Source organism: Aggregatibacter sp. HK296, assembly GCF_980469475.1.
In genome coordinates, this window is sequence record NZ_OZ413142.1 from 450,436 (window position 1) to 475,810 (window position 25,375).

At 44.9% G+C, this 25,375-nt stretch carries 18 protein-coding genes and 1 tRNA gene; 10 read left to right on the top strand and 9 right to left on the bottom strand.

The window, feature by feature from the left end; all coding sequences use genetic code 11:
* Nucleotides 1-3 precede the first annotated feature (3 nt).
* From AC30SH_RS02270 to AC30SH_RS02280, 3 genes are all read right to left on the bottom strand, one after another.
* On the bottom strand, nt 4-1,395 hold the full coding sequence (locus AC30SH_RS02270; protein WP_314885243.1) for a DASS family sodium-coupled anion symporter: 1,392 nt from the start codon (nt 1,393-1,395) through the stop codon (nt 4-6).
* A gap of 190 nt (nt 1,396-1,585) precedes the next feature.
* Nucleotides 1,586-2,086: a ribonuclease E activity regulator RraA gene (gene rraA / locus AC30SH_RS02275; RefSeq protein WP_109128135.1), complete on the bottom strand. Its 501-nt coding sequence runs from the start codon at nt 2,084-2,086 to the stop codon at nt 1,586-1,588.
* A gap of 50 nt (nt 2,087-2,136) precedes the next feature.
* Nucleotides 2,137-3,042 (bottom strand): 1,4-dihydroxy-2-naphthoate polyprenyltransferase, encoded by a 906-nt coding sequence (locus AC30SH_RS02280; protein WP_314885245.1) that lies wholly within the window; start codon nt 3,040-3,042, stop codon nt 2,137-2,139.
* 110 nt (nt 3,043-3,152) lie between these two features.
* Between AC30SH_RS02280 and tsaA the strand changes: the two genes are divergently transcribed.
* A complete protein-coding gene (tsaA, locus tag AC30SH_RS02285; protein ID WP_489582059.1) occupies nt 3,153-3,890 on the top strand; it encodes a tRNA (N6-threonylcarbamoyladenosine(37)-N6)-methyltransferase TrmO in 738 nt (245 codons plus the stop codon).
* Between the two features lie 71 nt (nt 3,891-3,961).
* Here the strand turns inward: tsaA and AC30SH_RS02290 are convergent, their stop codons facing one another.
* Nucleotides 3,962-4,348 carry a MerR family DNA-binding protein gene (locus AC30SH_RS02290; protein ID WP_111302753.1) on the bottom strand — a complete coding sequence of 129 codons (387 nt, stop codon included), beginning with the start codon at nt 4,346-4,348 and terminating at the stop codon, nt 3,962-3,964.
* A 90-nt stretch (nt 4,349-4,438) separates the two neighbouring features.
* On the opposite strand from AC30SH_RS02290, the gene AC30SH_RS02295 reads away from it, so the two are divergent.
* Together AC30SH_RS02295 and AC30SH_RS02300 are read left to right on the top strand one after the other, a co-directional pair.
* Nucleotides 4,439-4,651 carry a heavy-metal-associated domain-containing protein gene (locus AC30SH_RS02295; RefSeq protein ID WP_489582060.1) on the top strand — a complete coding sequence of 71 codons (213 nt, stop codon included), beginning with the start codon at nt 4,439-4,441 and terminating at the stop codon, nt 4,649-4,651.
* Nucleotides 4,652-4,759: 108 nt separating this feature from the next.
* Nucleotides 4,760-6,919 carry a heavy metal translocating P-type ATPase gene (locus AC30SH_RS02300; protein ID WP_489582061.1) on the top strand — a complete coding sequence of 720 codons (2,160 nt, stop codon included), beginning with the start codon at nt 4,760-4,762 and terminating at the stop codon, nt 6,917-6,919.
* A 57-nt stretch (nt 6,920-6,976) separates the two neighbouring features.
* Here AC30SH_RS02300 and clpX read toward each other — a convergent pair whose 3' ends face one another.
* From clpX to AC30SH_RS02315, 3 genes are all read right to left on the bottom strand, one after another.
* Nucleotides 6,977-8,224 (bottom strand): ATP-dependent protease ATP-binding subunit ClpX, encoded by a 1,248-nt coding sequence (gene clpX, locus AC30SH_RS02305; RefSeq protein ID WP_489582062.1) that lies wholly within the window; start codon nt 8,222-8,224, stop codon nt 6,977-6,979.
* A gap of 9 nt (nt 8,225-8,233) precedes the next feature.
* Nucleotides 8,234-8,815, bottom strand: coding sequence for an ATP-dependent Clp endopeptidase proteolytic subunit ClpP (gene clpP / locus AC30SH_RS02310; protein ID WP_006719109.1), 582 nt, complete (start codon nt 8,813-8,815; stop codon nt 8,234-8,236).
* A 225-nt stretch (nt 8,816-9,040) separates the two neighbouring features.
* A complete protein-coding gene (locus AC30SH_RS02315) occupies nt 9,041-10,648 on the bottom strand; it encodes a phosphoethanolamine transferase (RefSeq protein WP_212509885.1) in 1,608 nt (535 codons plus the stop codon).
* A 238-nt stretch (nt 10,649-10,886) separates the two neighbouring features.
* Here AC30SH_RS02315 and gshAB point away from each other — a divergent pair, with 238 nt between their 5' ends.
* The 6 genes from gshAB (at nt 10,887) to mfd (ending at nt 20,679) form a co-directional block, all read left to right on the top strand.
* Nucleotides 10,887-13,160, top strand: a complete 2,274-nt coding sequence (gene gshAB / locus AC30SH_RS02320) for a bifunctional glutamate--cysteine ligase GshA/glutathione synthetase GshB (RefSeq protein WP_489582063.1) — start codon at nt 10,887-10,889, stop codon at nt 13,158-13,160.
* Nucleotides 13,161-13,340: 180 nt separating this feature from the next.
* The gene (locus AC30SH_RS02325) at nt 13,341-14,426 is read left to right on the top strand and encodes a PhoH family protein (protein WP_048749453.1); all 1,086 of its coding nucleotides are present in this window, start codon (nt 13,341-13,343) and stop codon (nt 14,424-14,426) included.
* A gap of 55 nt (nt 14,427-14,481) precedes the next feature.
* A complete protein-coding gene (ybeY, locus tag AC30SH_RS02330) occupies nt 14,482-14,946 on the top strand; it encodes an rRNA maturation RNase YbeY (protein ID WP_048749456.1) in 465 nt (154 codons plus the stop codon).
* Nucleotides 14,943-16,877 carry a tRNA(Met) cytidine acetyltransferase TmcA gene (locus AC30SH_RS02335; RefSeq protein ID WP_489582064.1) on the top strand — a complete coding sequence of 645 codons (1,935 nt, stop codon included), beginning with the start codon at nt 14,943-14,945 and terminating at the stop codon, nt 16,875-16,877. Before ybeY ends, AC30SH_RS02335 begins: the two co-directional genes overlap by 4 nt.
* Nucleotides 16,878-16,928: 51 nt before the next feature.
* Entirely contained in the window at nt 16,929-17,105 is a 177-nt protein-coding gene (locus tag AC30SH_RS02340; protein ID WP_489582065.1) for a DUF5363 domain-containing protein, read from the top strand.
* A gap of 124 nt (nt 17,106-17,229) precedes the next feature.
* On the top strand, nt 17,230-20,679 hold the full coding sequence (gene mfd / locus AC30SH_RS02345) for a transcription-repair coupling factor (protein ID WP_489582066.1): 3,450 nt from the start codon (nt 17,230-17,232) through the stop codon (nt 20,677-20,679).
* A gap of 144 nt (nt 20,680-20,823) precedes the next feature.
* Here the strand turns inward: mfd and AC30SH_RS02350 are convergent.
* Nucleotides 20,824-20,913: transfer RNA gene (locus tag AC30SH_RS02350), tRNA-Ser, on the bottom strand.
* A 92-nt stretch (nt 20,914-21,005) separates the two neighbouring features.
* Entirely contained in the window at nt 21,006-23,864 is a 2,859-nt protein-coding gene (rne, locus tag AC30SH_RS02355) for a ribonuclease E (protein WP_489582067.1), read from the bottom strand.
* A 466-nt stretch (nt 23,865-24,330) separates the two neighbouring features.
* Here rne and rluC point away from each other — a divergent pair, with 466 nt between their 5' ends.
* Entirely contained in the window at nt 24,331-25,290 is a 960-nt protein-coding gene (gene rluC / locus AC30SH_RS02360; protein ID WP_489582393.1) for a 23S rRNA pseudouridine(955/2504/2580) synthase RluC, read from the top strand.
* Nucleotides 25,291-25,375: the final 85 nt, after the last annotated feature.

A 25,375-nucleotide genomic window follows, 5' to 3' on the forward strand; every position in this document is an offset into this window, starting at 1 on the left:
AAATTAATTTAGCCAGAAGAAGTAGCCAATGGTTGCAATCACGAAAATGCAGACGATATTCAACACAAAGCCGGCGCGCACCATCTCGCTTTGTTTCACTTCGCCCGTACCGAAAACAATAGCGTTCGGCGGGGTGGCAACCGGTAGCATGAAGGCGCAAGATGCCCCTAAGCCGATGATCAAGGCGAGACCGATTTCCGGCATGCCTAAAGATTGTGCGATGGAAATAAAGATCGGCACTAATAAGGCTGCACTGGCGGTATTGGATGTAAATTCTGTTAAGAAAATGATGAAGGTAGCAACCAGTAAGCCAATAAGATAGAAGTGACCTCCTTCAATTAAGAATACGATGCCGTCGGCTAAGATTTTGCTGGCACCTGAATTTTTTAATACGGCACTTAAGGTTAAACCGCCACCGAAGAGCATTAATACGCCCCAATCGGTGTTGTCTTGAATTTGCTTCCAGTTTGTTACGCCGGCAACACAAAGGATAACGGCGGCAGATAAAGCAATAACGCTATCGAAACTGGCAATTTTCCCCTCTAATCCTAATGCGCCTGCAAGAATCGGGTTGATTTGGCTACTGAAAACCCAGCTCAATGCAATAAAGACGAAGATGGCTAAGGTAATCCAACGTTGTTTATTCATTGGAACAGCTTCAAATTGTTGGTCAAAACGAATATTGAGTTTTGGCTTGAAGACAATATAAAGTGTTCCAATCATGATTGGCATTAAGATAATCATGATAGGCAAGCCATACCACAACCAATCAGCAAAGGTAAGGTGCAATTGTGTTGCAACGATGTTGTTTGGCGGGCTTCCGACTAAGGTTCCCATACCGCCGATACTGGCGCTATACGCAATCCCTAAAAGCACAAAAACATAGGTGTTATGTTCTGAATTACGATCTAACCGGCTGAGCACGCCCATGGCAAGGGGTAACATCATGGCTGCTGTCGCTGTGTTACTTACCCACATGGACAAAAATGCGGTAACGGAGAATAAATACATGATCGCGACAAATAAATTGCCTTTTGCCAAAGCCATAATTTTGTTGGCGATCATTTTATCTAACTGTTGAATATGAAGCGCTGTCGCTAAAGCAAAGCCTCCGAAGAATAAGAAAATATTCGGATCAGCAAAGGTGGCCAGCGCAGTACTTGTTTTCACTAATCCCAAGAAAATGGCGAGAAGTGGAACAATTAATGCAGTGATGGTGACGTGTAAGGCTTCTGTTAACCATAAAACGGCCACTAAAGCTAATAATGCCAACCCACTATTGGCGTTTTTATCAAAAGGTAGTGTATTGAGTAAGACAAAAAATAGAACGACGGCAAAGATAAAGATAATTGCACTCCTATAATTCTTACTTTGATTTTGAGTTGTGTCTTTCATAATTTTAATTCCTGTCAATAAAATCAAAGATCAACATATTGCCAAAATAGGCAATATGCTAAGAAAACTAACACTTCGTTAACAAAAAGCAATTAGTTTTTTATGGATTTGTGACATCGCGCAAAAAAAGTGCGGTGAAAATTTTCTATATTTTCACCGCACTTTTAGAAGAATAATGACGCAGCTAGGATTAGTCTTGCTCGAAATCTGCGAGGTCTAAGGCTTCTTGTGACAGAATAATGCCGGTGAGATCTGCATAAACAAAGTCTTCCGGGAAGAAGGTTACGCCACCAAAGTTGACCGGAACATCTGTTTCGCCGTGGTTGTTTTCATCTGCGCCTACCGGAATTGGGGCTAACGCATGGATGCCGATGTCGATATTTTCCAGCTGCTGGATTTGACGAACCGCACCATACACGATGATGCCTTCCCAATGGTTGTCTGCCGCTAATTGTGCGAGTTCCGCATCAATTAACGCACGGCGTACTGCACCGCCGCCATCAACGACTAATACGCGTCCTTCACCGTTTTCTTCTAAAATTTCAGCTATTAACCCGTTATTTTCAAAGCATTTTACGGTGGTGACTTTGCCATAAAAAGAACTTAGTCCGCCGAAACTTGAGAAAACAGGTTCGACAACATCGACTTGGTCGAGATAAATATCGCAAAGTTCAGAAGTATCAATGTACATAAAAGACCCTATTTTTTTAAGATGAATACTGCGAGCTAGTATAGTCCGTTTCAGCCTAGAAGCAAGCCAAAACTAAATAGCCCATTGATAAGTAACGCAATCAGCGACATTTGCGCTAGCATCGGGCGCAAGGCTACCGGCTCTTTATGAGAGAAAACAAAATAAGCATGTTTGAACAAGAGCGGATAAGTGAGCAAAAAGACGAAACTCAACGGATTACGCAAATTCATGAGGGCAAACAAGAGATAAAACAACGCCGCAATGGAAAGCAGCAAGCAATGATAAACCCGCCCATTATGCGGTCCTAAGCGCACGGCAAGGGTGTTTTTACCTGCTTTGCGATCTTGTTCAATATCACGCAAGTTATTGATATTTAAAACCGCTGTCGCAAGTAATCCGCTAGCAATGGCAGGCAGTAAAATGACAGCAGAGAAGTCATGTACTTGCAGATAATAGGTGCCGCCGATGCCTAATAATCCAAAGAAAATTAACACGGAAATATCGCCCAAACCTAAATAACCGTAAGGCTTGCTGCCCACGGTGTAGGTGATGGCGGCAACAATGGCCAATACGCCGAGCATGGAAAACGCAATTAAATCACTGACATTTTGGTAAGCAATGCCGATTAAGACCGCGCCACAAAGGAAACTTAAGGCGATCATTACATAAAGCCCTTTTTTCAGTTGTGCCGCAGAAATGGCGCCTTGTTGAATGCCGCGTAATGGCCCGATACGTTCTGCCGTATCGGAGCCTTTTTGATGATCACCGTAATCATTGGCGAAGTTGGAAAGAATTTGCAGAAATAACGTGGTGAGTAAACATAACACCGTGATTCCCCAATGGAAACTGCCCGCCCAATAGGCAAGCGCGGAACCGGTTAAAATCGTTGCTAAGGCTAACGGCAAGGTTTTCGGACGTGCCGTTTCAATCCACATTTTTATTGTATTTTTTGTCATAATGGCTACTCGAATAACGAAAAATAAGGCGATTTTTTACCGCACTTTTAGCTAAAATAGGCGCCATTCTACAAGGTTATTTTGCAGATTTTAACTGTTTTAAGGAAAATATGTCCGATTCTCTCACATTGCAGCCCGTGGCTGTGATTCACACGCCTTACAAAGAAAAATTTTCTGTGCCGCGTCAACCCAATTTAGTGCAGGACGGCACAGGCATTGTCGAACTGTTGCCGCCCTATAATCAAGCGGAAGCCGTCCGCGGTTTAGAACAATTCAGCCACCTTTGGCTGATTTTTCAATTTGATCACATTCCGCAAGGCAAGTGGCATCCTACCGTGCGCCCACCACGTTTAGGCGGCAATCAACGGGTCGGCGTGTTTGCCTCGCGCTCGACACATCGCCCGAATCCTATTGGGTTATCCAAAGTGGAATTGCGCCATGTGGAATGTAAAAACGGCAAGGTGTTGTTACATCTCGGTGCCGTGGATTTAGTGGACGGCACACCGATTCTCGACATCAAACCTTATCTGGCCTACGCCGACAGTGAACCTAACGCAATTTCAGGTTTCGCCCAAAGCGAGCCCAAGCCGTTGTTACAAGTGGAATTTACTTTGGAAGCGGAAAGTGCGGTCAAAAAACACAGTAAAAATCGACCGCACTTACAACGTTTTATTATTGAAGTTATCCAACAAGATCCCCGCCCAGCCTACCAACAAGGCAAAGCCACCGATCGCCTTTACGGCATTTCGTTGTATGACTTGAATGTGAAATGGCGGATTAAAGCGGATACGGTGGATGTGGCGGAAATCGTGCAAATTGAAACCTTAGTAAATCATCAGGAAGATTAACCAGCGGACTTTTTGAAGTGTATTTCAGATGAGAAAATATTTTAAATTCTCACCGCACTTTTCACGCTTTCTTATTCACTCAACCCCGCCAAAATCGAACATTCCGGGTAATCGTTGCCTTGGCAATTGTCGTGCCAACGTTGGAGTTCAGCCACCATGTTTTGTAGCGCCTGAATTTGTGCGTTGAGGGTTTCGATATGTTGTGCCGTAAGTTGTTTCACTTCACGGCAGTTGCGATTCGGGTTGTCTTGTAATTGAAGTAATTGGGCGATTTGTTGCAGGGAGAAACCCACGCCTCGCGAGTGGCGGATAAAACGCAAACGGGCGAGATCGTTTTCTTCATAATAGCGGTAACCTGAAAGTGTACGTGTGCCGGCTTTGAGTAAGCCCCGTTTTTCGTAATCACGGATTTGTTTGGCAGATAAGCCGGTGAGTTTGGCTGCTTGACTGATGTTCATAAAAAGTGTTTGACCTTAACCTAACGTTAAGGTTTATATTAATCTCGCCGACCAAGGTCGGCAAGGTTTAACTTAACAAAGGAGCAAATAATGCAAAACGTAACCCTAAAAATTGATGGCATGACCTGTGGTTGTTGTGTGAAAAACGTGACTCGCGTATTGAGTGAATTGGACGGTGTGGCGCAAGCTGACGTCAGTTTGGAAAAAGCGCAAGCGGTCGTAAGTTTTGATGAAAATAAAGTGCAACCGGCAGCGTTGGTGGAAGCCGTGGAAGATGCCGGGTTTGATGCCGAAGTGGTGTAATTTTTCTGCTTGTTAACGCGGCATTAAAACACTGTCTTATTTGACAGCGTAAAAACGAGTTGAAAACTCACCGCACTTTTCTGTGAAAGGAAATAAAAAGAGGATGTTATGCAAAAAGTCTCCATTCAAATTGGCGGTATGACGTGCCAGTCGTGCGCCAGTCGGATTGAAAAGGTGTTGAATAAAAAGGATTTCGTGCAGCAGGCGGGCGTGAATTTTGCCAGTGAAGAAGCGCAGATCACTTTTAATGAAAAGCAAACTTCCGTTGAACAGCTGATCCAAATTATTCAGAAGACCGGTTTCACGGCACAATTAAAGCAAGAAAAGGCAGCGTTGCCGCAAGAACAAAACATTTCGTGGCGGTTGATGTTGTTATGGCTGATTAACGTGCCGTTTTTAATCGGTATGCTCGGCATGATGCTGGGGCGGCATGATTGGATGTTGCCGCCGACGTGGCAAATGGTATTAGCCACGATTGTACAATTCGGCTTGGCGATTCCCTTCTATAAAAGCGCTTGGGGTAGCATTAAAGGCGGGTTGGCGAATATGGATGTATTGGTCAGTCTTGGCACCTTAACTATTTATTTTTATTCCGTCTTTATGCTGTTTTATATGCCATACATGCCTCACGACCACGGTTCGGCGAATATTTATTTTGAAGCGTCCGTCATGGTGTTGGGCTTTGTGAGTTTGGGAAAATTCTTAGAAGATCGCACCAAAAAACACAGCCTAAATAGCCTGGGTTTATTGTTACAGCTGACGCCAAAACAGGTGCGCGTGCAACGTAACGGCGAATGGCAAACCGTGCCGTTAAATCAAATCCAAGTGGGCGAGCTATTGCGTGCTAACCAAGGCGAACGCATTGCGGCGGATGGCGTGGTGGAAGAGGGAACGGGCTGGTGTGATGAGAGCCATTTAACCGGCGAATCGCTGCCTGAAATGAAAAAATCAGGAAGCCAAGTGTTGGCAGGGGCGATGGTGACGGACGGCAGTTTGGTTTATCGCACGCAACAGCTTGGCAGCCAAACGTTGCTTGGCGATATGATGAACGCCCTTTCTGAAGCGCAAGGCAGCAAAGCGCCCATTGCCCGTTTTGCCGACAAAGTGGCGGCGGTGTTCGTGCCAACGGTAATCGGCATTTCCTTGCTGACGTTTTTACTCACTTGGTGGCTTCAACAAGATGTGGTGACGGCTTTGATTCATGGGGTTGCGGTATTGGTGATTGCCTGCCCTTGTGCGTTGGGCTTGGCAACGCCAGCAGCGATCATGGTAGGTATGGGCAAAGCCGTGAAGCAGGGCATCTGGTTTAAAGATGCCGCTGCCATGGAAGAAGCTGCCCATGTGAACGCAGTGGTGTTGGATAAAACCGGCACGCTCACAGAAGGCAAACCACAAGTGGTCGCTTTTTGGCAGGTGCAAAGTGCGGTCTATTCTGAAGATGAAATTTATGCGTTGGCGGCCGCCATTGAACAAAGCGCGACACATCCGTTGGCAAAAGCGCTTGTGCAAGCCGCGATGGCAAAAAATGTGGCGTTGCCTGCGGCGCAACATATTCAGGCTGATGTGGGGCAGGGGATTCAAGGCGAGATTGAACATCTCGGCACAGTAAAAGTGGGGAAACCTGCCTATTGCGGTTTGACGTTACCGACCGATCTTGATCTGGTGTGGCAGATCGCCAGCATTGTGGCAGTCGCTGTAAATGACCAACCTATCGCCGCGTTTGCCTTAGCAGACGCCTTGAAACCGGACAGTCAAAAGGCGATTCAGCGTTTGCAGGCACATAATATCAATGTGTATATCATGAGCGGCGATAATTCGAACGTGGTGCAATACATTGCCGATCAGCTTGGGATTCAGCATGCGCAGGGCAATATGTCGCCGCGAGATAAAGCAAGTGCGGTCAAACTTCTCCAAGAAAATGGCAACGTGGTCGCCATGGTGGGGGATGGGGTGAATGACGCGCCGGCATTGGCTGCGGCGAATGTGAGTTTCGCCATGCATGATGGTGCGGATGTGGCGCAACACAGTGCGTCGGCAACCCTGATGCAGCATTCGGTCAATCAGTTGGTGGATGCTTTATTGATTTCCCGCGCTACCTTGAAAAACATTAAACAAAATTTATTTTTTGCCTTTATTTATAACGTCTTGGGCATTCCGTTAGCTGCATTGGGGTTGCTCAGCCCGGTGGTTGCCGGCGCGGCGATGGCGATGAGTTCGATTTCCGTGTTAAGCAATGCGTTACGTTTAAAGAAAGTGAAAATTGAATAGTCGTGGAAAAGAAAAGTGCGGTTAAAATTCATTGTGTTTTTTAACCGCACTTTTTTATTAGTTGGAATAAATCAATTCCGGAGATTGGTTGTCGTTGATGACTTTTTCATTGACTACCACTTTTTCCAATCCTTCTAAAGAAGGCAAGTCGTACATGGTGTCAAGCAGGATGCCTTCGATGATGGAGCGTAAGCCGCGGGCGCCGGTTTTACGGGCAAGGGCTTTTTTCGCCATGGCGATTAAGGCGTCTTGGGTGAATTCCAGTTTCACGTCTTCTAACCCAAATAACGCTTGATATTGTTTACACAGGGCGTTTTTCGGCTCGGTCAGAATGCGCACGAGGGCTTCTTCATCTAATTCGCTTAACGGTGCAACCACCGGTAAACGTCCGATAAATTCCGGGATTAAACCGTATTTCATTAAATCGTCCGGTTCCACTTGTTTGAACAAGTCGGTCAATGTGGCTTTGTCTTTTTCGCTCTTGATTTCAGCGCCGAAACCAATGGCAGTGGCCACGCTGGTGCGTTTTTCAATGACTTTATCTAAGCCGGCAAAAGCACCGCCGCAAATAAACAGAATTTTTGACGTATCGATACGCAACATTTCTTGTTGTGGGTGCTTGCGTCCGCCTTGAGGAGGAATAGACGCAACTGTACCCTCAATGAGTTTTAGCAAGGCTTGTTGTACCCCTTCGCCGGAAACGTCACGGGTAATGGACGGATTTTCCGATTTGCGGGTGATTTTGTCGATTTCGTCGATATAAATAATGCCTTGTTCCGCACGTTCAATGTCGTAATCGCAGTTTTGTAGTAATTTTTGCAACACGTTTTCCACGTCTTCGCCCACGTAACCTGCTTCTGTCAAGGTGGTGGCATCCGCCATGGCGAAAGGCACGTTTAACATACGCGCCATGGTCTCTGCTAACAGGGTTTTACCGCTACCGGTCGGGCCGATAAGTAAAATATTACTTTTACCCAATTCCACATCGTTGGTTTGATGTTTGGTGCGTAGGCGTTTGTAGTGGTTATACACTGCCACCGCCAACACTTTTTTCGCGTAATCTTGGCCGATGACATAATCGTCTAAATGGGCGCGGATTTTGTGCGGTGTGGGTAATTCCTGTTCTTTTTGCGCTTCTGCGTCTTCGCTTTCGGTTTCTTTGTCATGCTCTTCATTGAGCAACATATCGTGACATAATTCGATACATTCATTACAAATGTAACCGGAGGTGCCGGCGATGAGTTTATTGACTTCGTCTTGTTCTTTGCCACAGAAAGAACAATGTAATTCTTTATCTTTTGCCATGTTTATCTCTTAACGTTTGGTAAACACTTCATCGATTAAGCCGTAGTTTTTGGCTTCTTCGGCAGACATAAAGTTGTCGCGGTCAGTGTCTTTTTCGATGGTTTCAATGGGTTGTCCGGTGTGGAATGCCAAGCGTTCGTTTAACGTACCTTTGATTTTTAAAATCTCTTGGGCATGAATTTGAATATCCGATGCTTGTCCACGGAAACCGCCTAACGGTTGGTGAATCATCACACGAGCGTGAGGTAATGCGCCACGTTTGCCCGGTGCGCCGCCGGCCAATAAAAAGGCGCCCATAGAGCAAGCTTGTCCAACGCACAAAGTGCGCACATCGGGCTTAATGAATTGCATAGTGTCGTAAATTGCCATACCGGCAGTCACAGAACCGCCCGGTGAGTTGATATATAAATTGATGTCTTTATCGGGGTCTTCTGATTCTAGGAAAAGCAATTGTGCCACAATCAGATTGGCCATGTTGTCTTCCACTTCACCGCTTAGGAAAATCACACGATCTTTTAGTAAGCGAGAATAAATGTCATAGGCGCGTTCGCCGCGGGAAGTTTGGTCAACGACCATAGGAATTACACTCATATGTTCCTCGATTTAGTCAGGATAGGGTGAAAAGTGCGGTCAGAAAAAACGGAGTTTTTTGATATTGGACGAGCCAACAGCACCGCAAGAACAAAATTCTTTCATAAAAAACGGCGGCTATTTTACCTGAAAAATTGGGTTTGCTGAATGACTATTCCGGCAAAAATAAAAATGCGGTCATTCGTTTGAAAAAATGACCGCACTTTTAGGTGTTGGAGCCTGTTATTACGGTTCTTGTTTTGCCGGATCCTCTTTTAACGACTGATAGTCTACCAAGGCTCGCCAGTTAAAGACTTTGATCGGCTGCGGTTTCGGGTTGAAAAAATCTTCTTGGCTTAAATGACTTTCTTTAATGCCTAACCATTGGGCAAAGCCGTGAATAAAATTAAAAGCGCTTTGCGGGTTTTTAACGAGGGTTCTTTTGGTATCGTCACTGGAAAAACGAATAAACGGCACTTCGTAACTTTGTTTGTATTCTTTGTTATTTAGCATAGACAGATTTTTTCCTGCGCCTAAATGCGCCAAGCCATGATCTGAGAAATAAATGACGGAATAGCTTTGTCCTTGGTCTTTTAGAATTTGATTCACTTCAGACAATAAACTGTCCGTTTGTTTTAACGTATCTAAATAACAAGACATTTCTCGGCTAATTAAATGGAATTTCGGTTCTTCGCCATTTAAATGGGCGCAAAAGGTCGCGTGCGAACCAATTAAATGTAAAACGATTAATTTGGTTTGATCTTTATCTTTCGCCAAAAGTTGTTTTAATGGCTCCAATAATGCCGTGTCCGAGATATTGTCCGAATCATACCCGCCTTTTTTGGTAAAGAACGATTCATCTGCTTGAATGCCGATACGTGATGCCATGGTGTCCCATTCGCCCACTTTGCCTTGGTTAGACAGCCAATAAGTTTTGTAATGGGCAAGTTTGGCGAGTGAAATAATGTTATCGGTGTAAACCGTTTCTTCATTGTTATTAATGGAACGATACAGCGTGCGCTGTAAAGACGGTTGCGTATTTGGGCCAGCAGCCACATATAAATTGAAAATTAAGCCGTTCACTTGTTCTAAAAACGGCGTGGTTTTTTGTGGGTAGCCGTATAAAGAGGTGTAATCCCGTCGCATACTTTCGCCGATCACTAAGACATAGTTTTGATATTTTGGCTCCACGGAAAGGATTTGCCACTCCGGTGTTTTGGTCAAGGCATCATTTAATAATGCCCGTTGCGTTAAATAGGTGTTATTCACTTTGATGGCGTTGGAAAGAAAACTCACCGGATAAAATTTTGAGGCTTTAAAAAATTCGGAGAGCTTGAATTCTTTCTCGGGATCCGTATTTTTTACTTCTTTTGCAATGGGCTTATAAAGTGAAAAGGCGAGAAGAGCAAGGTAAACGGTAGCATAGATTTTCTTCTGAGATTTATTTGAGGTTTTATGTCGTTGAATCAATAAGATAACGATAAATAAAAGAAGATAGAAAAAGGTAAAAATATAAATAGAGAGCGGAATCGCTTTAAAAAAACCGATAGTTTCACTGAAATTGGTTTCATAAACCGAGGCAATTACCCCAATCGACACCGGACCATATAATAAGCCGGAAGGAAGATAGCCGAGAGAGAGGGCGAAAATAAAAAGAAAGCCAATTAAAAATAAGATCTTGCTGTGTTTCCGTAAGGTGAAAAGCAGCAAACCTAATGCAAAAATGCTCACCAGATTAGTCCGATAATTATCCAAAATGCCCAAAGCAATGTGGGAAAGAAAGGAAAAAATCAATAATGACAACGCAAAAGTGATATCATTATTGATGAGATTGTTTTTTTTGAATTGACTCATTTTATGTGCCTCAGGTGTTTTTCATGTGCTTTTCTAAGGGCGGAAATTTTAGACCCTTTATTTCCTAAAATGAAGTATTTTCGTTTCAATACATTAAGTTATAACCATTCCTTATGGGGGATGCGATTTTTTTATTTGCATTTAAGGGGATTAATTTTAATAATGTGGCAATTTTTGAAAAGGTATTGAGGCAGTAAGGCTTGAGCGAATTGAGCCTTACGCAAATAAAGGAAATTTTATGAATATTCAGCAGGTTATAAAAGAAAATCACTTGGAGCTGTTGTTCCAGCAAGGGTCATTTGGTCTTGAAAAAGAAAGCCAACGCGTGCATGCGGACGGGGCGGTTGTGGTGACGGAGCATCCAAAATGCTTCGGTAATCGTTCTTATCATCCTTATATCCAAACGGATTTTGCGGAAAGTCAGCTTGAGTTAATCACCCCGCCCAATAAAAAAATTGAAGATACATTACGTTGGTTATCCGCCATTCACGAAGTGGTGTTACGCTCTTTGCCGGAAGACGAATATGTCTTTCCGTTGAGTATGCCGGCCGGCTTGCCACCGGAGGATCAAATTAAAGTGGCACAACTGGACAATCCGGTGGATGTGGCGTACCGCGAGCATTTAGTGAAATCTTACGGTAAAAGCAAGCAAATGGTGAGTGGTATTCACTACAACTTCCAGCTTGAGCCAGCGTTCATTCAACAGCTGTTTGCGCGACAAAATGACTACCAAAGTGCGGTGGATTTTCAGAACGATTTATATTTGAAAATTGCCCGTAATTTTTTGCGTTATCAATGGATTCTCGTCTATTTATTAGCGGCCACGCCAACGGTTGACGCCAATTATTTTCGCCACGGCACGCCATTAAAAGCGGGGCAGTATGTCCGTAGTTTACGTTCTGGCCAATATGGTTATGTGAATGACCCGAGTGTGAAAGTATCTTATGACAGCCTGAACGATTATGTGACAACCTTGGAGCAGGCGGTCAACAGCGGACAGCTTATTGCCGAAAAAGAATTTTATTCCAACGTGCGCTTGCGTGGTGCGAAACAGGCGCGTGAATTGCTACAAAACGGCATTCAATATTTGGAATTCCGCCTGTTCGACCTAAACCCCTTTGAGGCTTATGGTATCGCCTTAAATGACGCCAAATTCGTGCATTATTTTATTTTATTAATGGTGTGGCTAGATGAAGAATCCTTAGCAAGTGCGGTGGAATTAGGCAAAGAAAAATTAGCGCAAGTGGCGTGGGAAAATCCGCTGTCGGCAACGGCTTTCCAAGCAGAAGGGGAGCGTGTTTTACAGCAATTACTGGCGATGTTGGCGGAAATTCATGCTGACGCAGAGATGACCGAGATCGTCAAAGAGAAACTGGCGCAATTCGCTGATCCAAGCCAAACGCTTGGTGCACGCTTAGTCAATGCCATCGAAGCACATGGCGGTTATCAAAAACTGGGCGCGGAACTGGCGGTTCGTTACAAAAAACAAGCCTTTGAACGTTTTTATGCGTTGTCAGCTTTCGACAACATGGAGCTTTCCACCCAAGCCCTGATGTTTGATGCTATCCAAAAAGGTCTGAAAATGGAGATTTTAGACGAGCGCGATCAGTTCTTAAGTCTGCAATTCGGCGACCATTTGGAATATGTCAAAAACGGCAACATGACTTCCCATGACAGCTACATTTCGCCACTCATCATGGAAAATAAAGTGGTGACCAAAAAAGTGTTGGCGAAAGCCGGCTTTAACGTGCCGCAAAGTGTGGAATTTACCAGCGTAGAACAAGCGGTAGCTAATTATGCTTTATTTGCTGGGCGTGCCGTTGTGATTAAACCGAAATCCACTAATTACGGTTTGGGCATCAGTATTTTCCAACAGGGCGTGCACGATCGTGAGGATTTTGCCAAAGCCATTGAAATTGCTTTCCGTGAAGACAAAGAAGTGATGGTAGAAGATTATCTCACCGGCACCGAATATCGTTTCTTCGTGTTAGGTGATGAAACCCTTGCCGTGTTATTGCGCGTGCCGGCAAATGTGATTGGCGATGGCGTGCATACGGTGGCGGAATTAGTGGCACAGAAAAACGAACATCCGTTGCGTGGCGATGGCAGTCGTACGCCATTGAAGAAAATTGCGTTAGGTGATATCGAACAGTTACAGTTAAAAGAACAAGGCTTAACCGTGGACAGCGTGCCGGCGAAAGATCAGCTGGTGCAGTTACGTGCCAATTCCAACATCAGTACCGGTGGCGATTCCATTGATATGACCGACCAAATGCATCCAAGCTACAAAGCTTTGGCGGTCGGTATTACCAAAGCCATGGGTGCCGCCGTATGTGGTGTGGATTTAATCATTCCCGATTTAACCAAAGCGGCTGAACCAAATTTGCAATCTTGGGGCGTCATTGAAGCCAACTTTAATCCAATGATGATGATGCACATCTTCCCGTATGCAGGGAAATCCCGCCGAGTAACACAAAACGTGTTGAACATGCTCTTCCCAGAGCTGAAATAACGTTCCCATAGCGCAAAAGGCGAACTTAAAGGTTCGCCTTTTTGTTTGCTTGAAGTGCGGTTGGTTTTACAACCGTTTTTTGCCACATTCGATACTTGCGATCATGGCAAAAGACACACGTTTCAATGTAATTTATGCTATATTGTTCCTCACTTTTTGTGCATTTATTGAGGCTGAATTTTGACCGAACAAGTTACTCAAATCTTTACCTTGGAACCGCAAGATAACGAGCGTTTGCGTTCGTTGTGTGGTGCGGGAGACGAACACCTTGCTTTAATCGAAAAATATTTCAATCTTGCCATTGCCCGCCGAGGTTTTACTTTTACATTGCAACCGCAAGGGGAAAATCCATCGGCACATGTTCAGCATATCGTGCAAAGTGCGGTGGATTTAATTCGCGATTTATATGCGCAAACCGCGCCGGTGCGTGGGCAGATCAAAGAGTTAGATTTGGAAGATGTGCACATCGCGTTGGTGGAAAGCCGTATTTTAGAACAAGATGCCGAACCAACCCGTTCTGAAAGCAAGGTGTACAGCACAACGATTAAAACCAAACGGGGCTTAATTAAACCGCGCGGGCCAAATCAAATTCAGTATTTGCACAATATTTTGCGTTATGACATCAGTTTCGGTATTGGGCCTGCGGGGACGGGGAAAACCTTTTTAGCGGTCGCCGCCGCGGTAGAAGCCTTAGAACGGCAGGAAATTCGTCGTATCTTGTTGACCCGCCCTGCGGTGGAAGCCGGTGAAAAACTGGGTTTTCTGCCGGGCGATTTAGGGCAAAAAATCGAGCCGTATTTGCGACCGCTCTATGATGCATTGTTTGAAATGTTAGGTTTTGAGCGCGTGCAAAAACTCATGGAGCGCAATGTCATTGAAATTGCGCCGTTGGCGTATATGCGCGGGCGCACTTTAAACGACAGTTTTATTATTTTGGATGAAAGTCAAAACACCACCGTCGAACAAATGAAAATGTTTTTGACCCGTATTGGCTTTAATTCGAAAGCAGTGATTACCGGCGACATTACGCAAATAGACTTGCCTCGTTCACAAAAATCCGGTTTGCGTCATGTCATTGAAGTGTTGTCCGGCGTGGAAGAATTAAGTTTTAATTACTTTGACAGCAAAGACATTGTGCGCCATCCGGTGGTGGCGAAAGTGGTGCAAGCGTATGACGCTTGGGATGCGCAGGAAGAAATTCGTCGTCGCGAATTGGCGGAGCAACGTAAAGCAGAACGTGAAGAAAAAGCCGAGCGCGAAGAATAAACTGAGAGAGAAGAAAAAGTGCGGTCAGAAATGACAACGAATTTAGGAGAGCAACATGGGTAAGATGATCATTGATTTACAAATTGCTTGCGAACAAGAAAGCGGCTTGCCAACCGCAGAACAAATCGAACAATGGGCGACAGCCGCAGTACAACCGCAGAGTGACGAAGTGGAAATGACGGTGCGGATTGTGGATGAAGCGGAAAGCCATGAATTAAATTTGAATTATCGCGGCAAAGATCGCCCGACCAATGTGTTGTCTTTCCCTTTTGAATGCCCTGATGAAGTGGAACTGCCGTTACTCGGCGATTTGGTGATTTGCCGCCAAGTGGTGGAGCGTGAAGCGCAGGAACAAGAAAAACCTCTCATGGCGCATTGGGCGCACATGGTAGTACATGGCAGCTTGCATTTGCTTGGTTATGATCACATTGAAGATGATGAAGCGGAAGAAATGGAAAGCCTGGAAACCCAAATCATGACAGGGCTGGGCTTTGCGGATCCGTATTTGAGCGAGAAATGAGCCGAGCACTCCTCATTTTAGTGGGCGAGGATGACTTTCTTGCCCACCAATTAAACCACAACCTTTCACTTAAAAGTGCGGTCTGGATTGGCGATGTTTCGCCGCACTTTGCCACCCAATCCTATTTTCCTTTTAGCAAAACGAAAAATCTGCTCGGTAGTGAATTTCCTGCCATCATTTACGACGCACGCCAAGGCATTCATTTGGATGCCCTTGCTATTGCGGCGGGCACGTTGCAGGACGGCGGCCTGCTATTATTGTTGTTGAATCATTGGGCGGATTTAGCCAACCAGCCCGACAGTGACAGCCTGCGTTGGTCCGGCGAAAAACACGCTATAAACACACCGCACTTTATCGCCTTTTTACAGGAAAAAATCGGAAAATATGGTTTTCCTGTTTATCAAAATACGCCCTTAACGCTTGCCTTGCCGATGCTTCAAAAAGACCGTTCAACCCATTGTCAGCCAACCTTAGAACAGGCCCGTTTATTGCAACAAATGGCGGAAGCTGAGGAAGCGATTTTGATCATCACGGCAAAACGTGGACGCGGAAAATCGGCGTTGGCGGGACTCTTTACCAAACAGCAAGTGGCACAAAACCAACCAGTGATTCTCACTGCGCCGAATAAAAGTGCGGTCAATATTTTCAATGCATTTGCCGGGGCGGAAATCACCTTTATGTCGCCTGATGAACTCAGCCAAAACCTCAGCGAAACGCCACAGCAATTTGCCGATCATTGGTTGTTTGTGGACGAAGCGGCGATGATTCCGCTAGACATCTTATTTCGTTTAACCAATGCTTTTAAACGGGTTGTGTTGACGACCACCATTCACAGCTATGAAGGCACGGGCAGAGGCTTCTTATTAAAATTCATGGCGAAAACCGACCGCACTTTGCGTCATTTTGAACTGTTTACGCCGTTACGTTGGCAGGCGGATGACAAACTGGAAGCGTTTATTGACGACCTGTTGCTGTGCGATTGCGAAGATCGTCTGCCACAACCGCTCTATAATGAGGCGCTTGCGGAGCAGATTGAAATTTCTCATTGTGAACGGATTCCTCATGATCAAATTGAATCTATTTACGGCTTGCTGACCTTGGCGCATTATCGAACCTCGCCTTTGGATTTACGCCGTTTATTGGATGCGCCACAGCAGCAATTTTATCTTGCTCACGCGCAGGATGCCTTGCTTGGTTGCGTATGGGCGGCGCCGGAAGGTGGGATGGCAGACAACACGTTAATTTGCCAAATTCGACGTGGCGAACGTCGCCCACGTGGCAATTTAGTGGCGCAAATGCTGTGTTTTCAAGCCGGGTTGGAAGATGCGTGTGCATTGCGCTCTTTGCGGATTTCCCGTATCGCCGTGCAACCCAACTGGCAACAACAGGGGCTTGGACAACGTTTAATTGCGCAGATGAAACAACAGATAAAACAACAGAATTTGGTGGATTTTCTTTCCGTCAGTTTCGGTTACACGCCGGAACTACTGGTATTCTGGCAAAAGTGCGGTTTTGTTTTGGTGCATTTTAGTGAAAGCAAAGAAGCCAGTAGTAGTTGTTATTCGGTGGTGGCGTTGTGCCCCTTGAGTGAGGAAGGGCAAGTATTCGTGCAACGGGCGGAAAAACAGTTTCAACGTAATTTGCCCTTTTCTTTCCATCCGCTCGCGACACAGTTTGCTCGAACAGAAATAGATTGGACGCTGGATAGCATGGATTGGCAATCGTTAACCGATTTTGCCGATTTTTACCTGCCGTTATCTTCTGCCTTGCCGTCGATTCGGCGTTTAATCAAATTGGCAAGTGAATCGCCTTTCCCGTTGTTAGCGGATTATTGCAAACAGCCGGAAAAAAGACCGAATAAAAAAACGTGGCTAGAAAATTGTCGCTTGGAAGTGAAGAAATGGTTGCAAAAAAATGCCGTCCTTTTATGATAACAATCTCTTAACAATTTAAAAGAAAAACGCAAAACCAAGGAGACAAAAATGAGCGAAGAAGGCAAAAAAAGTTGGGTGAAACGCGCGTGGGAAGCCTATTCTGATTTCTGTAAAGAAGCGGGTATTGAACAAGGCACTTGCCGTGGCTGTGTGCCGGTGGTGAAGTTTGACGAAGATGCCGAACCGAAAGACAAAAAAGAACAGAAAGAGGAAAGCGCTAGCTAAGATTAGTATGCCTAGGGGATGAATTCCCCTAAGCATGACACTGTTTTTTTATACAGACTTTTATTGGAAATCCCCCCTGTTTGAGCTAAACTAGCGACAATTTTTTTTAATACATTGTCGTTTTATGCAAACTCCATTTTTTCACATCGAAATTCCAACCCAAGCACAAGATCATAAAATTTTAGCCAATATTTTGCCCGGCGCGGATAGTCTTGCCGTGAGTGAAATTGCGGCGCAGTTTAATGGGCTAACCGTCGTGGTGACGAACGATACCCGAAGTGCGGTGCGTTTAGAAAAAGAATTAGCGCAACTGAGCCTACTTAATGTCACCTTTTTCCCCGATTGGGAAACCTTGCCTTACGACAGTTTTTCGCCTCATCAAGATATTATTTCTGCCCGCTTGAGTGCCTTATTTCACTTACAGCAATGCAAGCAAGGCATTTTCATTTTGCCGATTGCCACCTTAATGCAACGCGTTTGCCCGCCCTCTTATTTACAACATCGGGTGCTACTGATTAACAAAGGCGACCGTTTTGTTATTGAAACACTTCGTTTGCAATTGGAAAAATCGGGTTATCGTGCGGTGGAGCAAGTGTTGGAACATGGAGAATATGCTGTGCGCGGCGCCTTGTTGGATCTTTTCCCAATGGGAAGTGCGGTGCCTTTTCGCTTAGATTTCTTTGATGATGAAATTGATTCCATTCGCACTTTTGATGTGGATACACAACGCACGTTGCAGGAAATCGATCAAATCAATTTATTGCCGGCGCACGAATTTCCAACCGATAACCAAGGCATTGAATTTTTCCGTAGCCAATTCCGCACGGCGTTTGGTGAAATTCGACGGGATCCGGAACATATTTATCAACAAATCAGCAAAGGCACGTTGGCGGCAGGGATTGAATATTGGCAGCCCTTGTTCTTTGAAGAAATGGCAACCTTATTTGATTATTTCCCGGCGAATACGCTGTTTATTACCGGCGAGCAAAATCAAACGCAAGGTGAACGTTTTTATGTGGATGCGGAACAACGTTTTGACAGCCGCCGCGTGGATCCGATGCGTCCGTTATTGTCGCCCGATAAACTTTGGTTGCGCATTGACGAGGTAAATCGTCAGTTAAAAAATTACCCTGCCATTGCGTTAAAAACGGAAAAAGTGCGGTCGTCCGCACGGCAGAAAAATTTGCCCATTACGCCCTTACCGCCACTGACCATTCAATCGCAACAAAAAGAACCGTTACATCAGTTACGCCAATTTATTGAGCATTTTAAAGGCAATATTTTATTTATAGTAGAAACGGAAGGTCGCCGTGAAACCTTGTTAAGCCTGCTTTCTCCGCTAAAACTGAAACCAAAACAGATTCATAGCTTGGCACAAGCGACGAAAGAAAAACTGGCTTTAATGGTGAGCCCGTTGGAGCATGGTTTTATTATTGAGCAGGATGTGCCCCTTGCCATTATTTGTGAATCGGAATTGCTTGGCGAACGTGTGCAGCAACGGCAGCGGGATAAATCCCGCACGGTGAACCCTGATACCTTGATTCGTAACCTTGCTGAATTGCAAATCGGTCAGCCGGTCGTGCATTTGGATCATGGTGTGGGGCGCTACGGCGGCTTAGTGAGTTTAGAAAATGGCGGTATCAAAGCGGAATATTTGTTGCTCAATTATGCTAACGACTCGAAATTGTATGTGCCGGTGGCATCGTTACATTTAATCAGCCGTTATGTGGGCGGTGCCGATGAAACCGCGCCGTTGCACAAGTTAGGCTCCGAAGCCTGGGGCAAAGCGCGCAGTAAAGCGGCGGAGAAAATTCGTGATGTGGCAGCAGAGTTATTGGATGTGTATGCGCAACGTGAAGCGCAGAAAGGCTTTGCGTTCCAATATGATCGTGAGGAATTCCAACAATTCACTGCTACGTTCCCATTTGAAGAAACCCATGACCAACTCATGGCAATTAATGCAGTGATTTCCGACATGACTCAACCGAAAGCCATGGATCGCCTTGTGTGTGGCGATGTGGGCTTTGGTAAAACGGAAGTGGCGATGCGTGCCGCCTTTTTAGCGGTGATGAACCACAAACAGGTTGCCGTGTTGGTGCCGACTACATTATTGGCGCAACAACATTTCGATAATTTCAAAGACCGTTTCGCTAACTTGCCTATAAACGTGGAAATGTTATCTCGCTTTAAAACGGCGAAAGAGCAGAAACAGGTGATTCAGGATTTAGCCGAAGGTAAAGTGGATATTCTGATTGGCACCCATAAAATTATTCAAGGTGACGTGCAATTCCATGATCTGGGTTTGTTGATTATTGACGAAGAACACCGTTTTGGCGTGCGCCAAAAAGAAAAAATGAAACAGCTGCGCGCGAACATAGATATTCTTACTCTGACGGCAACGCCAATTCCACGTACCTTAAACATGGCGATGAATGGTATTCGCGATCTTTCCATTATTTCTACACCACCGGCACGCCGTTTAACCATTAAAACGTTTGTGCGTCAAACGGATGAGTTAGTGATTCGTGAAGCCATTTTGCGTGAAATTTTGCGTGGCGGGCAGGTGTATTATTTGCATAACGATGTGGCGAGCATCGAAAATACGGCAGAAAAACTGACCGCACTTGTGCCGGAAGCACGCGTGATTGTGGGACACGGGCAAATGCGCGAACGTGAATTGGAACGCGTGATGTCGGATTTTTATCATCAACGTTATAACGTGTTGGTGTGTTCTACGATTATTGAAACCGGTATCGATGTGCCGACGGCCAATACCATTATTATCGAGCGTGCCGACAATTTCGGTCTGGCACAGTTGCATCAGTTGCGCGGACGGGTTGGGCGTTCTCACCATCAAGCCTATGCTTATTTGCTCACACCGCCACCAAAACTGATGACGAAGGATGCGCAAAAACGCTTGGAAGCCTTGGAAAGCCTAGACAACCTCGGTGCCGGCTTTATTTTAGCCACCCACGATTTGGAAATTCGTGGCGCAGGGGAATTGCTGGGCAACGAGCAAAGCGGACAAATTGAAAGTATCGGTTTTTCTCTTTACATGGAATTATTGGAACGTGCGGTGAAAGCCTTAAAAGAAGGCCGCGAGCCGTCATTGGACGAGCTGACACAACAACAAACAGAAATTGATTTACGGATGCCATCGCTATTGCCGGAAGATTATTTGGGCGATGTGAATATGCGCTTGTCTTTCTATAAACGTATTGCCGGCGCGGAAAATACCGACGCGTTGGATGAGTTAAAAGTGGAGCTTATCGACCGTTTCGGAACCTTGCCACAAGCCACGCGGAATCTGTTGCAAATTGCGCAATTACGACTGGATTTAAAACCGCTCAATGTCATTCGTTTAGATGCCAATGCGCAGGGTGGATTCATCGAATTTGCCCCAAATGCTGATTTAGACCCGATGATCTTTTTACAGCTAATCCAAAGCAATCCGGCGGTTTATCGCTTTGATGGCCCACATAAATTTCGCTTTACCAAAGATTTAACGGATTACAAAGTGCGGTTAGAATTTGTGACGGATTTGGTCAAAGAATTAATTAAGAAAGAAGGGTGATAAATTCATCTCGATGAGTTCTTATTATTGGCAAAGCGAAGGTTGAGTTTTGCCAATTTAAGAAGTAAATCTAACGCGAGATAAATGCTAAGTAAAAGACATGTAAAAAGGCGCTAAGTTTTCACTTAGCGCCTTTTCTGAATATGGCGGAGGAATAGGGATTCGAACCCTAGGAGGGCGTAAACCCTCGCCGGTTTTCAAGACCGGTGCCTTCAACCACTCGACCATTCCTCCGTGTTTTGAGCGAGGTGAATAATACGGACTTTGCTATATCAAGTCAAGCAGTTAAATAAAAGATTCTATTTAACTGCTTTATTTTCAAACGACTAGTTTTCAGACTCGGCTTTTGTTGGTTCTGCGTAGACATGGCTGATTGCCGTATGATGTCCTGCAGCGCCTTTACCGTAGAAATAATAGCGGGATTCTTGCCATTCTTGCACCGGATATGTTGTGATTGGCTCATCCGAGGCTTTCGCTAATGTCGCTTCCGCTTTAGTGTGAGCTACCGCAGAGAAGGTTCCAACACGTCCATTGAACACATAAGTGCGGTCAATTTCGGCCATAAATTTCACATCATGCTCGGCTTTCGGTTCAAGCTGTTCTGCGATTGCCGCAGTTGGTTCTGACGTCACGTTATTGTTTAAACGTTCTAAAGACGCCTGAATTTTTTTCTCAACAGACTCATTTGCCGGTTGGGTAATAAATTCAGTTAACGGCTGAACTTCATTTTTTGCTTTCTCAACGATCATGTCTAAGGCAGGCACAGTAATGCTTTTCTCAGTTTCAGCACTAGATTGATTTTGCTGTTCAAGTAGTTCATCAACAGATAAGAATGGTGTTTCTTTCGGTTGATTTACTTGCGACATATCGATCCAAACTTTACCGCTGGCTAACTCAGGAGAAGCGACCGCAGCAAATAATGGCATTGGTGATTTTTCCTGTTGGTTGCGACGACGGCGTTGATTATTCACGCGTAAATGGCGTGGTAAACGACGTTGACGGGAATTATCACGACTGCGTTCAGTTTCGTTTGGCATTTCAACTACTTCTGCTGACGTAACAGCTTCTTCGGCATCGCGCACAACATGTGTATTTTCAGCAAAGGAAATGTTTTCTGTTTGAGAAACCGGAAGCTCATTTGTTTCATCATAAAGGCGGACTTTTTTGCGTAAGTCGCGACGTTGACGACGTTGTGCAGGTTCAGCCTTTTCTTCGGTAACCGGGGTAGAAGATTCAGGTTTAATGATTTCTTCAATCACTTCAGGTTTACGATTACGTTTAGCGTTGCGCTCTTGGTAACGATTTCTCGCTTCCGCTTTATCCGCACTTTGTTCTTCAACAACGTTTTCCACGTTTTCGTTGCGAACACGACGGTTGTTACGACGATCTTGATTGCGACGATTACGGTTGTTACCGTTTCTATTATTCGAACGTGCTTTCTTATTTTTTTCTTCTTGTTTCGGCTCAGAAGCAAATAAACCTTTTAACGCAGCGAATAAACGGCTTAACAAAGATGGCGCTTTCGGCGCTTTACGTTCAACCGGCTCCGGTGCAGGCATTGTAATGGCCAAAGAAACTGCCGCACTTTCCACCGCAGGTATTTCTGCCGGTGTTGCGTCAATATTGCGGGAAACCAAAGATTCCTCTGCTGCAAAGGTTTCATCTTGATCTTGATGTAATTTTGCCAAATTGTAGCTTAACTCATTCACTTCTTCGCCGTCACGAACACGGAACACACTGAAGTTAGGTGTTTCCATGGCTTCGTTTGGCACCACGATAATATCGACATCATGGCGTTTTTCGATGCTATGAATAGCTTTACGTTTTTCGTTTAATAAGTAAGAAGCAATTTGTACCGGAACGATGGTGTGAACCTGTTTGGTATTTTCTTTTAACGCTTCTTCTTCCAATAAACGCAAGATAGAAAGTGAAAGTGATTCATTATCACGGATTTTACCGGTGCCTTGGCAACGCGGGCAGACGTGATGAGAGGATTCACCTAATGACGGACTCAAACGTTGGCGTGACATTTCCAACAAACCGAAGCGGGAAATACGACTAATTTGAATACGTGCGCGATCTTGGCGTACGGCATCACGGATGCGGTTTTCCACTTCACGCTGATGGCGCACCGGCGTCATGTCAATGAAGTCGATAACGATTAAACCGCCTAAGTCACGTAAGCGCAGTTGACGAGCAATTTCATCTGCAGCTTCAAGGTTAGTGTTTAATGCGGTTTCTTCAATATCGCCGCCACGGGTAGAACGCGCGGAGTTAATATCAATGGCTGTTAAGGCTTCAGTGGCGTCAATGACAATAGAACCGCCGGAAGGTAAACGCACTTCACGTTGGAAAGCGGATTCAATTTGGGATTCGATTTGATAATGACTGAACAGCGGTACTTCGCCTTGATATAATTTCACTCGATTAATGAAATCCGGACGCACTAATTTGATGTGTGCTTTCGCTTTTTCATAGACTTTCGGGCTATCAATCAGAATTTCGCCGATGTCACGACGCAAATAGTCGCGAATCGCACGAACGATAACGTCACTTTCTTGATGAATTAAGAAAGGAGCCGGACGACTTTGTGACGCCTGTTTAATAGCTTCCCAGTGATGTAACAGAACTTTTAAGTCCCATTGTAATTCTTCCGGGGATTTACCTACACCGGCGGTGCGCACGATTAAACCGACACCCTCAGGCACATCCAAAGAACTCAAGGCATCTTTTAATTCCAAACGTTCATCGCCTTCAATGCGGCGGGAAATACCACCGGCACGCGGGTTATTTGGCATGATCACCAAATAACTTCCGGCTAAGGAAACAAAGGTTGTCAACGCAGCACCTTTATTGCCGCGCTCTTCTTTGTTCACTTGAACAATAACTTCTTGTCCTTCAGAAATAATATCGCGAATATTCGGACGACCTTGATAGACATAGTCAGCCGGGAAATATTCACGTGCAATTTCTTTTAACGGTAAAAAACCGTGACGTTCTGCGCCATAATCCACAAAAGCAGCTTCTAAACTCGGTTCAACACGAGTGATTTTCCCTTTGTAAATATTAGCTTTTTTCTGTTCGTGACCAGGACTTTCAATATCCAAGTCAAATAAGCGTTGTCCATCGACTAACGCAACGCGCAACTCTTCTTTTTGAGTCGCGTTGATTAACATTCTTTTCATTCGTTTTCTCTTTTATCGAAAGGGGTTTATACCCTAAAAATACGTCATCAAAAATGACCGCACTTTGCTTAGTCGCCGACCTCGTGTCTGTCGCAGAATGTCCGTCTTCCCGACTGTCATCTGCTGGGCGCATTGGCAACCTTATTCACACTCATATCATCTTGATATGTGAATAAAAACAAAACCGGTTAAAAAATGGTTTGCAAGCTGTCGCTCATATTGATGGTTAAAAATCATTGTAATAACAACGTCTTATGCCGGATGCTGCATTGTATTCTATCAATGATAACGTGTTTATTTTAAAGCCTTTTTTATGACTCAAAAAGGCGCATTATTATCGCTTGAATGGGGATTTTTAGCAAGGCGTTTCAGCCTTTTGGGACGATTCTTTGCAACATTCAAACTCGCCGTGCAATATGCTATGATGCACGCCAATTTTTCTGTAAAAGATCGTAATAAACACAAGATGAATGAAAAAGTAGTTAACCCGAACGTGCAATTTCTTACCATAAGCGATGATGAAGCCGGTCAGCGATTGGATAATTTTCTCCTTGCGCGCTTAAAAGGCGTACCTAAAAGTCTGATTTATCGCATTGTACGCAAAGGCGAAGTGCGGGTGAATAAAGGCAGAAGCAAGCCGGAATATAAATTGCAAGCCGAGGATGTGGTACGAATTCCGCCTGTGCGTGTGGCAGAAAAAGCACAGGACACCGTTTCTCAGAAACTCACTAAAGTCGCCCAATTAGAACAACACATTATTTTTGAAGACAATTACTTATTGGTGCTTAATAAACCTTCCGGTATCGCCGTGCATGGGGGAAGTGGGCTAGATTTTGGTGTGATTGAGGCATTACGCGCACTTCGTCCGGAGGCGCGTTTCTTGGAATTGGTTCATCGTTTGGATCGCGATACCTCGGGGATTTTATTGGTAGCGAAAAAGCGTTCTGCTTTACGTCATTTACATGAACAGTTGCGTGAAAAAACGATCCAAAAGGATTATTTGGCGTTGGTACGTGGGCAGTGGCAATCACACTGTAAAGTGGTGCAGGCACCGCTGTTGAAAAATGAGCTGTCGAGCGGCGAGCGCATTGTGAAAGTCAGTGAACAAGGTAAACCGTCGGAAACCCGTTTTTCTGTGGAAGAGCGTTATGTTAATGCCACGTTGGTTAAAGCGTCACCGGTCACCGGGCGAACCCATCAAATCCGCGTGCATACGCAATATGCAGGACATCCCATTGCTTTAGATAGTAAATATGGCGACAAAGTATTCGATCAACAAATGGTCGAATTAGGTTTGAATCGTTTATTCTTGCATGCGTATTCTATTCGTTTTGAACATCCGCACAGTGGTGAAACGTTGCGTTTGACAGCGCAGTTGGATGATAAAATGAAAGGTATTTTAAAACGGTTGCGTGAAATGAAGTAAAGTGCGGTGGATTTTCCGTGCATTTTGAAAATACTGAAAAAAATGACTGCACTTTAAACGGCAGAAAACAAAAACGCCAAGCAAA

Excerpts from the sequence above, each read along its gene's own strand:
- AC30SH_RS02295 (WP_489582060.1), top strand. The coding sequence starts at position 4,439 with ATGCAAAACGTAACCCTAAAAATTGATGGCATGACCTGTGGTTGTTGT.
- AC30SH_RS02270 (WP_314885243.1), bottom strand. The coding sequence starts at position 1,395 with ATGAAAGACACAACTCAAAATCAAAGTAAGAATTATAGGAGTGCAATT.
- AC30SH_RS02340 (WP_489582065.1), top strand. The coding sequence starts at position 16,929 with ATGAGCGAAGAAGGCAAAAAAAGTTGGGTGAAACGCGCGTGGGAAGCC.
- gshAB (WP_489582063.1), top strand. The coding sequence starts at position 10,887 with ATGAATATTCAGCAGGTTATAAAAGAAAATCACTTGGAGCTGTTGTTC.
- clpP (WP_006719109.1), bottom strand. The coding sequence starts at position 8,815 with ATGAGTGTAATTCCTATGGTCGTTGACCAAACTTCCCGCGGCGAACGC.
- mfd (WP_489582066.1), top strand. The coding sequence starts at position 17,230 with ATGCAAACTCCATTTTTTCACATCGAAATTCCAACCCAAGCACAAGAT.
- rraA (WP_109128135.1), bottom strand. The coding sequence starts at position 2,086 with ATGTACATTGATACTTCTGAACTTTGCGATATTTATCTCGACCAAGTC.
- rluC (WP_489582393.1), top strand. The coding sequence starts at position 24,331 with ATGAATGAAAAAGTAGTTAACCCGAACGTGCAATTTCTTACCATAAGC.
- rne (WP_489582067.1), bottom strand. The coding sequence starts at position 23,864 with ATGAAAAGAATGTTAATCAACGCGACTCAAAAAGAAGAGTTGCGCGTT.
- ybeY (WP_048749456.1), top strand. The coding sequence starts at position 14,482 with ATGGGTAAGATGATCATTGATTTACAAATTGCTTGCGAACAAGAAAGC.
- AC30SH_RS02280 (WP_314885245.1), bottom strand. The coding sequence starts at position 3,042 with ATGACAAAAAATACAATAAAAATGTGGATTGAAACGGCACGTCCGAAA.
- AC30SH_RS02290 (WP_111302753.1), bottom strand. The coding sequence starts at position 4,348 with ATGAACATCAGTCAAGCAGCCAAACTCACCGGCTTATCTGCCAAACAA.
- clpX (WP_489582062.1), bottom strand. The coding sequence starts at position 8,224 with ATGGCAAAAGATAAAGAATTACATTGTTCTTTCTGTGGCAAAGAACAA.
- AC30SH_RS02300 (WP_489582061.1), top strand. The coding sequence starts at position 4,760 with ATGCAAAAAGTCTCCATTCAAATTGGCGGTATGACGTGCCAGTCGTGC.
- AC30SH_RS02335 (WP_489582064.1), top strand. The coding sequence starts at position 14,943 with ATGAGCCGAGCACTCCTCATTTTAGTGGGCGAGGATGACTTTCTTGCC.
- tsaA (WP_489582059.1), top strand. The coding sequence starts at position 3,153 with ATGTCCGATTCTCTCACATTGCAGCCCGTGGCTGTGATTCACACGCCT.
- AC30SH_RS02315 (WP_212509885.1), bottom strand. The coding sequence starts at position 10,648 with ATGAGTCAATTCAAAAAAAACAATCTCATCAATAATGATATCACTTTT.